This window comes from Rhizobium sp. Leaf341 (assembly GCF_001424325.1).
In the GTDB taxonomy this organism is placed as follows: domain Bacteria; phylum Pseudomonadota; class Alphaproteobacteria; order Rhizobiales; family Rhizobiaceae; genus Ferranicluibacter.
In genome coordinates, this window is record NZ_LMPE01000010.1 from 208,325 (window position 1) to 222,417 (window position 14,093).

Annotated in this window: 12 protein-coding genes; 9 read left to right on the forward strand and 3 right to left on the reverse strand. The window is 64.0% G+C overall.

The annotated features are described in order from the left end of the window. Positions 1-129 precede the first annotated feature (129 nt). The 3 genes from ASG03_RS10785 (at position 130) to ASG03_RS10795 (ending at position 2,401) form a co-directional block, all read left to right on the forward strand. On the forward strand, positions 130-558 hold the full coding sequence (locus tag ASG03_RS10785) for a CoA-binding protein (protein WP_062693563.1): 429 nt from the start codon (positions 130-132) through the stop codon (positions 556-558). Between the two features lie 212 nt (positions 559-770). Further along, positions 771-2,051: an O-acetylhomoserine aminocarboxypropyltransferase gene (locus tag ASG03_RS10790; RefSeq protein WP_062693564.1), complete on the forward strand. Its 1,281-nt coding sequence runs from the start codon at positions 771-773 to the stop codon at positions 2,049-2,051. A 5-nt stretch (positions 2,052-2,056) separates the two neighbouring features. Next, positions 2,057-2,401: a cupin domain-containing protein gene (locus ASG03_RS10795; RefSeq protein WP_062471888.1), complete on the forward strand. Its 345-nt coding sequence runs from the start codon at positions 2,057-2,059 to the stop codon at positions 2,399-2,401. A gap of 30 nt (positions 2,402-2,431) precedes the next feature. Here the strand turns inward: ASG03_RS10795 and ASG03_RS10800 are convergent, their stop codons facing one another. Then, positions 2,432-3,697 carry a cytochrome P450 gene (locus tag ASG03_RS10800; protein ID WP_062693565.1) on the reverse strand — a complete coding sequence of 422 codons (1,266 nt, stop codon included), beginning with the start codon at positions 3,695-3,697 and terminating at the stop codon, positions 2,432-2,434. A 416-nt stretch (positions 3,698-4,113) separates the two neighbouring features. On the opposite strand from ASG03_RS10800, the gene ASG03_RS10805 reads away from it, so the two are divergent. The 4 genes from ASG03_RS10805 to clpX all read left to right on the forward strand — a co-directional run bounded on the left by ASG03_RS10805 (position 4,114) and on the right by clpX (position 9,035). Continuing rightward, positions 4,114-5,067, forward strand: coding sequence for an endonuclease/exonuclease/phosphatase family protein (locus ASG03_RS10805; protein ID WP_156381804.1), 954 nt, complete (start codon positions 4,114-4,116; stop codon positions 5,065-5,067). Positions 5,068-5,124: 57 nt separating this feature from the next. Continuing rightward, entirely contained in the window at positions 5,125-6,681 is a 1,557-nt protein-coding gene (locus ASG03_RS10810) for a phospholipase D family protein (protein WP_062693566.1), read from the forward strand. 149 nt (positions 6,682-6,830) lie between these two features. Then, positions 6,831-7,463, forward strand: coding sequence for an ATP-dependent Clp protease proteolytic subunit (locus ASG03_RS10815; protein WP_062468447.1), 633 nt, complete (start codon positions 6,831-6,833; stop codon positions 7,461-7,463). Positions 7,464-7,757: 294 nt separating this feature from the next. Next, a complete protein-coding gene (gene clpX, locus ASG03_RS10820; RefSeq protein WP_062468445.1) occupies positions 7,758-9,035 on the forward strand; it encodes an ATP-dependent Clp protease ATP-binding subunit ClpX in 1,278 nt (425 codons plus the stop codon). Between the two features lie 84 nt (positions 9,036-9,119). On the opposite strand, the gene ASG03_RS10825 is transcribed toward clpX, so the two are convergent. Further along, positions 9,120-9,635 (reverse strand): YbhB/YbcL family Raf kinase inhibitor-like protein, encoded by a 516-nt coding sequence (locus ASG03_RS10825; protein ID WP_062693627.1) that lies wholly within the window; start codon positions 9,633-9,635, stop codon positions 9,120-9,122. A 191-nt stretch (positions 9,636-9,826) separates the two neighbouring features. Beyond that, positions 9,827-10,648, reverse strand: a complete 822-nt coding sequence (locus ASG03_RS10830) for a helix-turn-helix transcriptional regulator (protein WP_082475685.1) — start codon at positions 10,646-10,648, stop codon at positions 9,827-9,829. Positions 10,649-11,103: 455 nt separating this feature from the next. Here ASG03_RS10830 and lon point away from each other — a divergent pair, with 455 nt between their 5' ends. Further along, positions 11,104-13,524, forward strand: coding sequence for an endopeptidase La (lon, locus tag ASG03_RS10835; RefSeq protein ID WP_062693629.1), 2,421 nt, complete (start codon positions 11,104-11,106; stop codon positions 13,522-13,524). Between the two features lie 288 nt (positions 13,525-13,812). Continuing rightward, complete coding sequence (hupB, locus tag ASG03_RS10840) at positions 13,813-14,088, forward strand: DNA-binding protein HupB (protein ID WP_062468444.1); 276 nt, start codon at positions 13,813-13,815, stop codon at positions 14,086-14,088. Positions 14,089-14,093 lie beyond the last annotated feature (5 nt).

The following is a 14,093-nucleotide window of genomic DNA, read 5'->3' on the forward strand; positions in this document are numbered from 1 at the left end:
ACACGGTGCCGCCCGTGTTTTTCCCGTTGCCCGACGTTTTTCCCGCGGGTCGACGTTTTTTCCGTCGGCCGACGTTTTTCCTTTGGAAAGCCCGATGACCCACGTCAGAAAGAGAGGCAGGAGGACAGCATGAATCACGATCAGTACCCGGATATCTATCTCACCGATATTCTGCGCTCGACGCGAACGATCGCGCTTGTCGGCGCGTCTGCCAATCCGGAGCGTCCGAGCCACCGTGTCATGGGCTTCCTCCTGCGCAAGGGCTATGCCGTCCATCCGGTCAATCCGGGCCTGGCTGGTCACCAGCTTCTGGGCCGTCTCGTCTATGCGCGTCTAAAGGACATCCCCGAGCCGGTCGACATGATCGACGTCTTCCGCGCCGCCGATGCCCTGCCGGCCCTGGTGGACGAAATCCTCGCGCTCGAGCCGCTGCCGAAGGCGATCTGGGGCCAGCTCTCCGTGCGCAACGACACCGCCGCCGCCAAGGCCGAAGCACGCGGCATCAAGGTCGTGATGGATCGCTGCCCGGCCATCGAGTATCCGCGGCTCGTCGGCTGAGGAGAATGAAATTCTAAAGCCGCGTCTTTTCCGAGAGAAAGATCGCTGAATCCGCCCGGTATAGCCGCTCCGTCCCCCTTCCGATCGGCCTCCGGCTCTGGAATAGTGCCCAGGACAAGTTCCCGAGGCTGAAACGCGACCATCATCGCGCGGGCGCCGGGAGCGTGCACGATCGGGCGCCGGAGAGGCGTCCGCGAGAGGGAGGATACGATATGACGCAAGCACCGGGGTTTCATACGCTGGCCGTCCACGCTGGGGCGCAGCCGGATCCGACGACGGGCGCACGGGCGACGCCGATCTACCAGACGACGAGCTTCGTCTTCGACGATGCCGATCATGCCGCGTCGCTCTTCGGCCTGCAGGCCTTCGGCAATATCTACACCCGCATCATGAACCCGACCCAGGCCGTGCTGGAAGAGCGCGTTGCAGCGCTGGAAGGCGGGACGGCGGCGCTGGCGGTGGCCTCCGGCCATGCCGCCCAGCTGATCGCGTTCCATACGCTGATGTCGCCGGGCGACAATTTCATTGCTGCGCGCAGGCTTTACGGCGGCTCGATCAACCAGTTCGGGCAGGCGTTCAAAGCCTTCGACTGGCAGGTGCGCTGGGCCGACACGGCCAGCCCCGAAAGCTTCGAGGCGGCGATCGACGGACGCACCAAGGCGATCTTCATCGAGAGTCTCGCCAATCCGGGCGGCACCTTCGTCGACATTGCCGCCATCGCGGAGATCGCTCATCGCAACGGCCTGCCGCTGATCGTCGACAACACGATGGCCACGCCCTATCTCGTGCGGCCGATCGAGCATGGCGCCGATATCGTCGTGCATTCGCTCACCAAATTCATGGGCGGTCACGGCAATTCCATGGGCGGCATCCTCGTCGATGGCGGCACGTTCGACTGGTCGGCATCGGGCAAGTATCCCGCTCTTTCCGAACCCCGCGCCGATTACAACGGCATGGTGCTGCACACGACCTTCGGCAACATCGCCTTTGCCATCGCCTGCCGGGTGTTGGGCCTGCGCGATCTCGGCCCGGCCATCTCGCCGTTCAATGCCTTCATGCTGCTCACCGGCATCGAGACGCTGCCGCTGCGGATGCAGCGCCACTGCGACAATGCGCTCGTCGTGGCCCGCTATCTCAGCCAGCACGACAAGGTGGCCTGGGTGAACTATGCGGGCCTCGAGAGCGACGCGAACCATGCGCTGCAGCAGCGCTATTCGCCGCGCGGGGCCGGGGCCGTCTTCACCTTCGGGCTCAAGGGCGGCTATGCCGCGGGCAAGGCCTTCGTGGAAGGCGTCGCGATGCTCTCGCATCTCGCCAATATCGGCGACACGCGCTCGCTCGTCATCCACCCGGCCTCCACCACCCACAGCCAGCTGGACGACGAGCAGCTGGTGGCGGCCGGGGCCGGGCCGGAGGTCGTCCGCCTGTCGATCGGCATCGAGGATGCGGCCGACATCGTCGCCGATCTCGAGCAGTCGCTGGCGAAGGTCTGATGTCGATGACCTTTGCGCTCGCCTTCGACATCACCGGTATCCAGCCGGATATCGGCGCCCCCGCCGAGGATCGCCTGCTTGCCGGCGCCCCGGAGTTTCGCACCTGGAACGTCGAGGAGGCCCCCGGCGGCCTCTATGCCGGCATCTGGGAGGCGACACCCGGCAAGTGGCGGATCGTCTACGAGGAGTGGGAGTATTTCCACGTCCTGTCGGGCCATTCCGTCGTCACCAGCGACGAGGGCGACATCTTCGACCTGAAGACAGGCGACAGCCTCGTCCTCAGGCCGGGCTTCAAGGGAACGTGGGAAGTGCTTGAAACGACTCGCAAGGATTATGTCATCCGGGTGTGAGCATATCGCGCCGGACCGGCTCGACCGCGCTTAGCCCCAGGCGAGGTCCAGCCGCTCCAGGCCGTGGAAGTGATAGCTGTCCTTGAACGCCGGCTCGGCTGCCAGGCGCAGACCGGGCAGCCGTTCAAACAGGATGGGCAGCGAGAGCTTGAGCTCCAGTCGGGCAAGCGGGGCGCCGATGCAGAAGTGGATGCCCGCGCCGAAGGAAAGGTGCGGGCCTTCGTTGCGCGCGGGGCGGAAGGCGAGCGGATCGGTAAACCGGCGCGGATCGACATTGGCGCCCGCCAGCAGCAGGCCGATGCGGTCCCCCTTGCGCAGCGAGATGCCGTCCTCGAGCGCGATGTCGGACAGGGCGTAGCGCTGGAAAATGTGGAGCGGCGCGGCGTAGCGCATGCACTCCTCGACGGTGCGCTCCGTGGTGCCGTCGTCGGCAAAGAGGCCAGCCGGTTCCGCGCCGGACTCCAGAATGGCCGCCACGGCGTTGCCGAGCTGGTGCACGGTTGCCTCGTGTCCGGCGTTCAGCAGGAGGACGGCGGTCGAGACCAGTTCGTCCTCGCTCAGCCGTTCGCCGTCCTTTTCCGACGCGATCATGTGGGACAGAAGGTCGTCACCCGGATGGTCGCGCTTGAAGGCGATGATCTCGCGCAGATAGGCATCGAACTCCGCCGAGGCACGGTTGGCATCGTGCTCCGTTTCGACGGAGGGGTTGAACACGTACATCTTCACCATGCGATGGGACCAGTCGAGCAGGCTCGGCGCCATGTCGACCGGGACGCCGAGCATGCGCGCGATCACCGTGACCGGGACGATCTCGGCATAGGTCTTCAGCAGCTCGACATGTCCGTCGTCCGCAAACCCGTCGATCAGCCGGTGGCAGAGTGCGGCGATGTCGGGTCTCAGCGTTTCGACATGCCGCGACACGAAGGCGCGGTTGACGAGCGTGCGCAGGCGGGTGTGCGCCGGCGGCTCCAGCTCCAGCAAGGAATGGTGCTCCAACCGGTCGAAATCGGCGAGATGCGGTTTCGGCTCAGGCATGGCCAGCTCTTCCCGGGTCGCCACATGCAGGATCTGGCGCCCGAAGCGGCGGTCGCGCAGCAGCGCGTTCACCTGATCGTAGCCGGTGAAGAACCACTGACCCGGCTCCTCCCAGTAAAAAGCGGGGCAGGTGGCGTGCAAGGCGGCATAGGTCGGCAGCGGGTCGCGGTAGAAGGTGGGGTCGCGGATGTCGAGCCGGACGCGGCGGGTGGCGACATCGATGATTGCGGCGGACGAGGAAGCGTGTTTGGCAGTCGGCATGGCATGTCCAGTATAAGCAACGATGGGAGAACGACGCGGTCGCAAGGCGGGGAGAGGGAGACCTTGGACAGAGGGATCTCGGGCAGGGGGATGGTCAGATGCAGGGCTGTCGCGAACGGACGCCTCCGGCATGCGGCGGATGCCACAGAAGGCTGCCGGACGGGACGGATGTCAAGATCGGGTTTTCGCTTTCAAGAGGGCGGTTTCTACCGGGCGCGCCGCCACCCCCCCCGCGCGGACGGCCGAACGGAAGTCTGAGGGACGTCAGCCGGGATCATCGCTCTCCTGTCCGTTTTTTCGGGAAGCGGTGTTGCAGCGGTGCGCTGCCTTGTCAGCCGCGCTCTGCTCGCTACATCCTGAAGACCGCCTTCGACCGAAACCGACCCGAGTATCGAAAAGCCAAGGTAAGTGCCGCCATGTCGCAAAAACGAGCCACGCCCGTCCCGTTCCTCAGCGCGGGCCTCAAAGCCGGCAAGTCGGCGGGCGGTCTGTTGGCGGCACTGCGGGCGCGCCGCGTGCCTCTGCCGGGGCGGGAGGCGTCCGCCGGCGCACGGGGCGATACGGTGGTTGCCTCCTACAACATCCACAAATGCGTCGGAACCGACAAGCGCTTCGACCCCGGCCGCATCATGGATGTGATCTGCGAGATCGACGCCGATATCATTGCGCTGCAGGAGGCCGACCAGCGCTTCGGCGAGCGCGCGGGCCTGCTCGATCTCGAGCGGCTTCACCGGGATTGCCATCTTCTGTCGGTGCCGATCGCGGCCTTTTCGCCCAAGGGGCATGGCTGGCACGGAAATCTCCTGCTGGTGCGCGAGGGCGCCGTCGCCAAGGTCAACCAGCTGAAACTGCCAGGGGTCGAGCCGCGCGGCGCGCTGGTGGTGGATCTCGACCTGAAACATGGACCGCTGCGCATCATCGCCGCCCATTTCGGCCTGCTCCGGCATTCGCGCAGCCAGCAGGCCCGCGCGATTCTTGCGGCGATCGAAGAGGCCGAGGAACGGCCGACATTGCTGATCGGGGATCTCAACGAATGGCGGATCGGCCGCCGTTCGGCCCTGTCGCTCCTGTCGCCGGTCTTCGACCACTCGATCTCGGCCGTGCCGAGCTTTCCGTCGCGTTATCCTCTGCTTGCCCTTGACCGGGTGATGGGCAGTCCGCATACGCTGGTAACGCATGTGGAGGTGCACCATTCCACCCTGTCGCGTGTGGCCTCCGACCATCTGCCGCTGAAGGCCCATATCGATCTGAAAGCCGCGCTTGCCACCCGCAAAGACCTGGTCGCCGGGGCCACGCCCCGCAGCGAGACGGCCCCCACCGGCGAGACGGATGGCAAGGGACGGCAGGGGCCGACGGCACAGCTGGGCTAGGCGCGCGCTTTCTTTTCGCTGCCGCACCCCGACCCACCGGAGGCTCTCGACCGCTTCATGAACTGGATGACCATCTCCCTTGCGATCCTGGCGATGCTGGCAGCGCTCGGCACCATCTACGTCTATGGCCGCTTCGGCCGGCATCTCTACGGTCAGCCGGCCAAGGCGATCGAGCCGGTGGAGGGGCAGACGGCGATCGACCGGGACAGCGTGCCGCTGCTGGCGGGCCGGGATGGACAGAGCGCAGCGACGCTGGTCGCGGACAACCTCGACGCCTTCTCCGTCCGCGTCGTGTCCGCCCGCAAGGCGGGACGCAGCCTCGACCTGCAGTATTACTACTGGCGGCGCGACCTGACGGGACGGCTTTTGGCTGCCGAGGTTCTCGCGGCGGCCGATCGGGGCGTGAAGGTGCGCCTGCTTCTGGACGACATCAATGCCGGGCTGCACGACCGCTTCTGCCTGGCGCTCGACGCGCATGACAACATTCAGGTGCGGCTGTTCAATCCCAGCCGCGCGCGCAACGACCGCTTCCGCCGCGGGCTGGAGATGATGCTGCGGCCTCTGCGCGCCACGCGCCGCATGCACAACAAGACCTGGATCGCCGATGGCCGCCTCGTTGTCGCCGGCGGACGCAATATCGGCGATGCCTATTTCGATGCCGCCGAGCAGGCGAACTTCCGGGACCTCGACATGTGGATGCTCGGCCCGATCGCGCGCGAGGCGAGCGCCGTCTTCGACGACTACTGGAACAGCTCGATGGTGCTGCCGATCGGTTCGCTGCGCACGCCGCACCGGCACTACCTGCCGCGCCTGCGCCGCAAGCTCGGCAAACTCGCGCGCGGCAAAGGCGGGCGGCATTACCTCGGGCATGTCGAAGCCGCCGAAGCTGCCCCGGGGCTCTTCCACGGCAGCGGGGACCTCCGGTTCACCGGCGACATCACGATCAAGGCCGATCCGCCCGAAAAGGCGCATCTGGAGCGTCGGCAGAACTGGCTCATGCAGGAATTGCTGCCGCATATCACCGCGGCCGGACGCAGCGTGAAGATCATCTCCCCCTATTTCATCCCCGGCACCGACGGCGTGAAGACGCTCTGCGGGCTGGTCGCGCGGGACGTGGATGTGGCGGTCCTCACCAATTCGCTGGCGGCAACCGACGTCGCGGCCGTGCACGGCGCCTATGCGAACTACCGCCGCAGGCTGGTGGCGGGCGGCGTCGCGCTCTACGAGCTGAAGGCCGTGTCGGAGGCGACCGAGACGCAGCGGCTCTCGCTGTTCGGATCGCGCGGCGCGAGCCTCCACACCAAGGCCTTCACCATCGATGGCAAGGGGGGCTTCGTCGGGTCGATGAATTTCGACCCCCGGTCGGCCTCGCTCAACACCGAGATGGGGGTGCTCTTCACCTGTCCGGCCCTGGTCGCCGACGTCGATGCGGTCTTCGCGCTCGAGACCCACCCGGGCACGAGCTTCCGGCTCTCGCTGGAGAACGGCCGGCTCTGCTGGAACGACGAGGCGCAGCACTGTTCGCGCATGCTCGAGCGCGAGCCGGATGCCGGTTTCTGGCGACGGGCGACAGCCGCGATCATCGGCTTTCTGCCCATCGAATCGCAGCTCTGACGCCACCCTCGGGCAAGCGCCTCTCGTTAACGTTATAGACGGCAGCCGACTTGAAGTGCCTACCTCTGACACTCTATGTAAAGGGGCAGAGATATTCGAATGATTCCGATACGCGAAGTGTTCGCGCATTCATGAGACGAAGGGCTGACATGACAAATCCCGTTGATACCGCTATGGCGCTCGTGCCGATGGTCGTCGAGCAGACCAACCGTGGCGAACGCTCCTACGACATCTTTTCGCGCCTCCTGAAGGAGCGCATCATCTTCCTCACCGGCCCTGTGGAAGATCATATGGCAACGCTGGTCTGCGCCCAGCTCCTGTTTCTCGAGGCGGAAAATCCGAAGAAGGAAATCGCCATCTACATCAACTCGCCGGGTGGCGTCGTCACCGCCGGCATGGCCATCTACGACACGATGCAGTTCATCAAGCCGGCCGTCTCGACGCTGTGCATCGGGCAGGCCGCATCCATGGGGTCGCTGCTTCTGGCCGCCGGCCACAAGGACATGCGCTTCTCCACGCCGAACGCCCGCATCATGGTGCACCAGCCCTCCGGCGGGTTCCAGGGTCAGGCCTCCGACATCGAGCGTCATGCCCGCGATATCATCAAGATGAAGCGTCGCCTCAATGAGGTTTACGTCAAGCATTGCGGTCGGACCTACGAAGAGGTTGAACAGACGCTTGATCGTGACCACTTCATGACCTCGGACGAGGCGCTTGCCTGGGGCGTGATCGACAAGGTCATCACCTCGCGCGAAGCCATGGAATCGGCCGTCGAAAGTTGATCATGGCTTTTGTGTCGCGGATGATGCATTTGTGACACAATTGTAACTTTCAAGGGTCTTTATCCCGAGACCAAAGCCGTTACTATCAACCGTTAATGCTATGTTGAGTTCTCGCGTCCTAGCATCCGGTTTTCGGTGGGAGACAAGTTGCCGCCGGCCCGCGTGAAAACGCGGCCGGTTCGTACTCCCGGAAGCAAAGCACATTGACGCTGAACGGCGCGCCAGTCTGCGGAGCGGTTTGAGTGGTTCGTTGCGTCCCGCACGGGATGCGCGGCGTGCTGGAAGGAAAGTGAAATGAGCAAAGTCAGCGGCAGCAACGGCGGTGACTCTAAGAATACCCTGTATTGTTCCTTCTGCGGCAAGAGCCAGCACGAAGTCCGCAAGCTGATTGCCGGCCCAACCGTTTTCATCTGCGATGAATGCGTCGAGCTGTGCATGGACATCATCCGCGAGGAAAACAAGACCTCGATGGTCAAGTCCCGCGATGGCGTTCCCACGCCACAGGAAATCATCAAGGTTCTCGACGAATACGTGATCGGCCAGCAGCAGGCCAAGCGCATCCTGTCGGTTGCCGTCCACAACCATTACAAGCGCCTGGCTCATTCGGCCAAGGGCAGCGACATCGAACTGGCCAAGTCGAACATCATGCTCGTCGGCCCGACCGGCTGCGGCAAGACCTATCTCGCCCAGACGCTCGCCCGCATCATCGACGTTCCCTTCACCATGGCCGATGCGACGACGCTGACCGAAGCCGGCTATGTCGGTGAGGATGTGGAGAACATCATCCTGAAGCTGCTCCAGGCGGCCGACTACAATGTCGAACGCGCCCAGCGCGGCATCGTCTACATCGACGAAGTCGACAAGATCTCGCGCAAGTCCGACAATCCTTCGATCACGCGGGACGTGTCGGGCGAAGGCGTGCAGCAGGCGCTGCTGAAGATCATGGAAGGCACCGTCGCTTCGGTTCCCCCGCAGGGCGGACGCAAGCATCCGCAGCAGGAATTCCTGCAGGTCGACACGACGAACATTCTGTTCATCTGCGGCGGCGCGTTTGCCGGTCTCGACAAGATCATCTCTGCCCGTGGCGAGAAGACGTCGATCGGCTTCGGCGCGGCCGTCCGGGCACCGGAAGATCGCCGCGTCGGCGAGGTCCTGCGCGAACTGGAGCCGGAAGATCTGGTCAAGTTCGGTCTTATTCCGGAATTTATCGGCCGTCTGCCCGTTCTGGCGACGCTCGAGGATCTCGATGAATATGCGCTGATCCAGATTCTGTCGGAGCCGAAGAACGCGCTGATCAAGCAGTACCAGCGCCTGTTCGAGATGGAAGACGTGGAACTGACGTTCCACGAAGACGCGCTGCGCGAGATCGCCAAGCGCGCCATCATCCGCAAGACCGGCGCTCGCGGCCTTCGCTCGATCATGGAGAAGATCCTGCTCGACACGATGTTCGAACTTCCGACGCTCGAAGGCGTGCGCGAAGTCGTCATCTCCGACGAGGTCGTCAAGGGTTCGGCCCGTCCGCTCTACATCTACTCGGAGCGCACGGACGAAAAGGCCAACGTTTCCGCCTGATGGCGCCAGAGACTGTTGAAAAAGGGGCCCGCAGCGATGCAGGCCCCTTTTGGTTGCGGATCGCGGTCTTCGCAGGGAGGGCGCCTACCGGTTATAGACGGCGGTGAGGCGCGCCGTGGCGAGGGTCGCGCCGCCGATCATGAAACCGGCAAGCGCGTTGCTTGCATCCTCCGGCAGATCGAGCGCCGGGACGCTGAGCGCGTGCACGGTGAAGATATAGCGATGGACGGCGCCGGGCGGCGGGCATACGCCGCCGAAGCCTCGCGTTCCATAGTCGTTCTTGAGTTCGACGGCGCCCTTGGGAAGGGCGTCGGTGCCGCTGATGCCGGCGGAAAGCGCGGTGGTGGCGGCCGGGATGTTCACGATGGCCCAGTGCCACCAGCCGGACCCGGTCGGCGCGTCGGGATCGTAGGCGGTGACGGCAAAGCTTTTGGTCCCGACCGGTGCGCCGGACCAGGACAGGTGCGGGGAGGCGTCGCCGCCGTCGCAGCCGAACCCCTTGAAGACCTGCGCGATCTCCAGCTTGCCGCCCTCGCGCATGGACGTGCTCGTGACCTTGAAGTCTTCTGCCGCGGCGCGTGTGGCGAGGCCTCCGAGCATCAGGCCGCCGACGAGGAGGCTGCAAAACACGAGGCCGGTCTGCTTGGCACTGATGGCAGTGTTGGAACGGGATATGGGCTGAACGGACGACATTTTCTGTCCCTTTCTGGAGAGGATGGAAGACCTCTGCAGCGTATCCGTCTGTGACCGTCGCCGCTTTCGCCCGGCCTTCATCTTTTGTCGAAAAACGCTCAATCGACCGCGACGCGGATGGCGCGCGGCGGGATGCCGAAGCGCCTTCGGAAGGCATCGGAAAAGTGGGACTGTGTCTTGAATCCGCAATCCTGCGCGACGTGCGAGACCGGAAGTTCCGTCGTCTGCAGCAGGGCCAGTCCCTTCTCCAACCGGGTGTTCTGCAGGATCTTCGAGAAGCCCAGCTCCGACCCGCCAAGCCAGCGACGGAGGGTCGCCTCGCTCATGGCAAAATGCCGGGCGACCTCCGCCACTCGCCAGGGATGGCTGAGATCCGTCTCGAGAAGACGGCGAAGCCGGATCATGGGCTGGCGATCAGCCTGCGCCGGGAAGTGCACGCCGTGATGCTGCAGCCAGAGAAGCGGCTCCAGCAGGCGGTGTCGGCGGATCGCATCCGGCAGGTCTGTGGCCGACAGCGTGTCCCGGATGAGACGAAGCAGGGCGCCCGGCTGATGATCGGCCCGGATGATCTGGATGCCGGGCGAGGCGGAGCGGGGGTGCTGATGCGGAAAGACCGCGTCGACAAGATCCTGCGTGAAATAGGCGCCGTCCGCACGATAGGTCTCGTTCCGGAGCGCGCGGTTTTCCAAGGTCACGACGGCGCCGGGCGGGAAGGCAAGCAGGTCGCCTTCGTGGCCGATGATCTCGCCATTGATCGGACAGGACACGCGCTTGGAGCCGACATGGATAAAGCAGAGGAAGGCGAGACCGATGAACACATCGGAGAAGGTGGCCGTGGTTGCCTGGCTGATCGACAGCAGGGTGACATCGCCCGCCGTCGGGACCTCCGGGCCGACCCGGGGACGGGAATGAAGGTTCACAGGCGTTCCAATCGCGGGGCGGGTCTTCGTACGGCTGGGGTGCAGGGCCCGGGCGCGGGGCTAGAAGATGAAGTGGGGTAGGGACCGGACGGATGAATCCGGCCCGTCAGCGTTGCAGATCGCCCGTCGGTCCGCAAGGGCCGAGCGCTATCGGGACCCCGCTCATTCCGCCATTGCTAAAGCATTCCGACCGCGCGATGATGTGACGGTTTCGTGTCGCGGGCCGGAGGGCCGAATCATGACGCGTCGGTCGCATGGCAAGGTCCGCGACAGTCACGTAGCCTCTATTGGGCGATACGCTTCGATAGCTGCCGGGAATGCTGCCGGCCGGACCGTCGAAGGGTTGAAAACGGGTCTCGCAGCCTCCACCTGTGACAGTGGAAAAAGTGATGACCGGAAGCATCCTTGAAGTGCTTCGGGTAACGCTCCCGGAAACGGGACGGAAAGGAAATGACATGACGAACAAAACGTCTTCGGCAGCCGAGAGCGGGACCTTCCCAGTCCTTCCCCTGCGTGACATCGTGGTGTTCCCTCATATGATCGTGCCCCTCTTCGTGGGTCGCGAAAAGTCGATCCGCGCCCTGGAAGAGGTCATGGGTACCGACAAGCAGATCATGCTTGCGACCCAGATCAATGCCGGCGATGACGATCCGGAGCCCTCCGCGATCTATCAGATCGGCACAATCGCCAATGTCCTGCAGCTCCTGAAGCTTCCTGACGGCACCGTGAAGGTGCTGGTCGAGGGCCGGTCGCGCGCGGAGATCGATGGCTATACCCGTCGCGAGGAATTCTACGAGGCGATGGCGCACCCGCTGGCCGAACCCGCGGAAGATCCGGTCGAGATCGAAGCCCTTTCGCGCTCGGTCGTCTCCGAGTTCGAGAGCTACGTAAAGCTCAACAAGAAGATTTCGCCCGAGGTCGTCGGTGCCGCCAGCCAGATCGAGGACTACTCGAAGCTGGCCGACACGGTCGCCTCGCATCTCTCCATCAAGATCGTCGAAAAGCAGGAAATGCTGGAAACGACGAGCGTGAAAGCGCGCCTGGAAAAGGCGCTCGGCTTCATGGAAGGCGAGATTTCCGTGCTGCAGGTCGAGAAGCGGATCCGCTCGCGCGTCAAGCGCCAGATGGAGAAGACCCAGCGCGAATACTACCTGAACGAACAGATGAAGGCGATCCAGAAGGAGCTCGGCGACGGCGAGGAAGGCCGCGACGAGATGGCCGAACTGGAAGACAAGATCAACAAGGCCAAGCTCTCCAAGGAGGCGCGGGAAAAAGCCGACGCCGAGATGAAGAAGCTGCGCCAGATGAGCCCGATGTCGGCGGAAGCCACCGTCGTGCGCAACTATCTGGACTGGCTGACGGGCATTCCGTGGAACAAGAAGTCGAAGGTCAAGACCGATCTCAACGCGGCCGAAAAGGTGCTGGAGCTCGATCACTTCGGCCTCGACAAGGTCAAGGAACGCATCGTCGAGTATCTCGCCGTGCAGGCGCGCTCCGCCAAGATCAAGGGCCCCATCCTGTGCCTCGTCGGTCCTCCGGGCGTCGGCAAGACGTCGCTCGCCCGGTCGATCGCCAAGGCGACCGGCCGCGAATACATCCGCATGGCACTGGGTGGCGTTCGTGACGAGGCCGAGATCCGCGGCCACCGCCGGACCTATATCGGCTCGATGCCCGGCAAGGTCATCCAGTCGATGAAGAAGGCCAAGAAGTCCAACCCGCTCTTCCTGCTCGATGAAATCGACAAGATGGGCCAGGACTTCCGAGGCGATCCGTCGTCGGCCCTGCTCGAGGTTCTCGATCCGGAACAGAACGCCACGTTCATGGACCACTACCTGGAGGTCGAATACGACCTTTCGAACGTGATGTTCATCACGACGGCGAACACGCTGAACATTCCGGCGCCCTTGATGGACCGCATGGAAGTGATCCGCATCGCCGGCTACACGGAAGAGGAAAAGCTGGAGATTGCAAAGCGGCACCTCCTGCCCAAGGCGATCGCCGATCATGCCCTGAAGCCCGCCGAATTCTCGGTGACGGACGGCGCGTTGATGGCGGTCATCCAGACCTATACCCGCGAGGCGGGCGTCCGCTCCTTCGAGCGCGAGCTGATGAAGCTCGCCCGCAAGGCGGTCACCGAGATCCTCAAGGGCAAGGCCACCAGCATCGAGGTGACGGCCGAGAACATCCATGACTATCTGGGCGTTCCGCGCTTCCGCCACGGCGAAGCCGAGCGCACCGACCAGGTGGGCGTGGTCACGGGTCTGGCCTGGACCGAGGTCGGCGGCGAACTGCTGACGATCGAAGGCGTGATGATGCCCGGCAAGGGCCGCATGACGGTGACGGGCAACCTGAAGGACGTGATGAAGGAATCGATTTCGGCGGCAGCCTCCTATGTCCGCTCGCGCGCCATCGACTTCGGCATCGAGCCGCCGCGTTTCGACACGAGCGACATCCACGTCCACGTTCCCGAAGGGGCGACCCCGAAGGATGGTCCCTCGGCCGGCGTTGCGATGGCCACCGCCATCGTCTCGATCATGACGGGCATTCCGGTCGACAAGAACGTGGCCATGACAGGGGAAATCACCCTGCGCGGCCGGGTTCTGCCCATCGGCGGCCTGAAGGAAAAGCTTCTCGCGGCCCTGCGCGGCGGGATCAAGAAGGTGCTGATCCCGGAAGAAAACGCCAAGGATCTGGCGGAAATTCCGGATAATGTGAAGAACAACATGGAAATCATTCCCGTGTCGCTGATTGGCGAGGTTCTCAAGCACGCTCTGGTCCGCATGCCCGAAGCCATCGAGTGGGATCCGGCGAAGAACGCCGCGCCGGTCAAGGTTGCGGACGATACGGACGAAACCACAGCGGGTTTCGCCCACTGAAGATACAGGCCCGGGGGAGCAAACGCTTCGCTCCCCCGGTGCTCTCCGACCGGTCTCGCAAGGGGCAGGGGCGCGAGGGTTCGGCTCTCCCTGGAGGGCGCCTGCACCGTTATCCATCGCTTTATCAGTGGAAGACCGGCCTTTGTGCCGGTCTTTTTTCGTAAAATGCACCGCAAAGCCTTGCATTTCCGGGCATTCGGCGCGATTGGGTTGCCAAGGCGACCGCTGCGACGATGGTACGGTCGCCCGAAAACAAGTCGTTTCGGACCAAGTTGAAAGGGTGGAAACATGAACAAGAATGAGCTCGTATCGGCTGTTGCCGAAAAGGCCGGCATCACGAACAAGGAGGCTGCCGCCTCTGTCGAAGCACTGTTCGACGTGATCCAGGGTGAACTGAAGAACGGCGGCGACGTACGCCTCGTCGGCTTCGGCAACTTCACCGTCAGCCGTCGCGAAGCCTCCAAGGGCCGCAACCCCTCCACCGGTGCGGAAGTCGATATTCCCGCGCGCAACGTTCCGAAGTTTGCGGCCGGCAAGGGCCTCAAGGACGCGGTCAACTCCTAAGGCCT

Bases quoted from the DNA above. Each gene is read 5' to 3' on its own strand.
- hupB (WP_062468444.1), top strand. From the start codon at position 13,813: ATGAACAAGAATGAGCTCGTATCGGCTGTTGCCGAAAAGGCCGGCATC.
- clpX (WP_062468445.1), top strand. From the start codon at position 7,758: ATGAGCAAAGTCAGCGGCAGCAACGGCGGTGACTCTAAGAATACCCTG.
- ASG03_RS10790 (WP_062693564.1), top strand. From the start codon at position 771: ATGACGCAAGCACCGGGGTTTCATACGCTGGCCGTCCACGCTGGGGCG.
- ASG03_RS10805 (WP_156381804.1), top strand. From the start codon at position 4,114: ATGTCGCAAAAACGAGCCACGCCCGTCCCGTTCCTCAGCGCGGGCCTC.
- ASG03_RS10815 (WP_062468447.1), top strand. From the start codon at position 6,831: ATGACAAATCCCGTTGATACCGCTATGGCGCTCGTGCCGATGGTCGTC.
- ASG03_RS10810 (WP_062693566.1), top strand. From the start codon at position 5,125: ATGAACTGGATGACCATCTCCCTTGCGATCCTGGCGATGCTGGCAGCG.
- lon (WP_062693629.1), top strand. From the start codon at position 11,104: ATGACGAACAAAACGTCTTCGGCAGCCGAGAGCGGGACCTTCCCAGTC.
- ASG03_RS10785 (WP_062693563.1), top strand. From the start codon at position 130: ATGAATCACGATCAGTACCCGGATATCTATCTCACCGATATTCTGCGC.
- ASG03_RS10800 (WP_062693565.1), bottom strand. From the start codon at position 3,697: ATGCCGACTGCCAAACACGCTTCCTCGTCCGCCGCAATCATCGATGTC.
- ASG03_RS10825 (WP_062693627.1), bottom strand. From the start codon at position 9,635: ATGCTCGGAGGCCTCGCCACACGCGCCGCGGCAGAAGACTTCAAGGTC.
- ASG03_RS10795 (WP_062471888.1), top strand. From the start codon at position 2,057: ATGACCTTTGCGCTCGCCTTCGACATCACCGGTATCCAGCCGGATATC.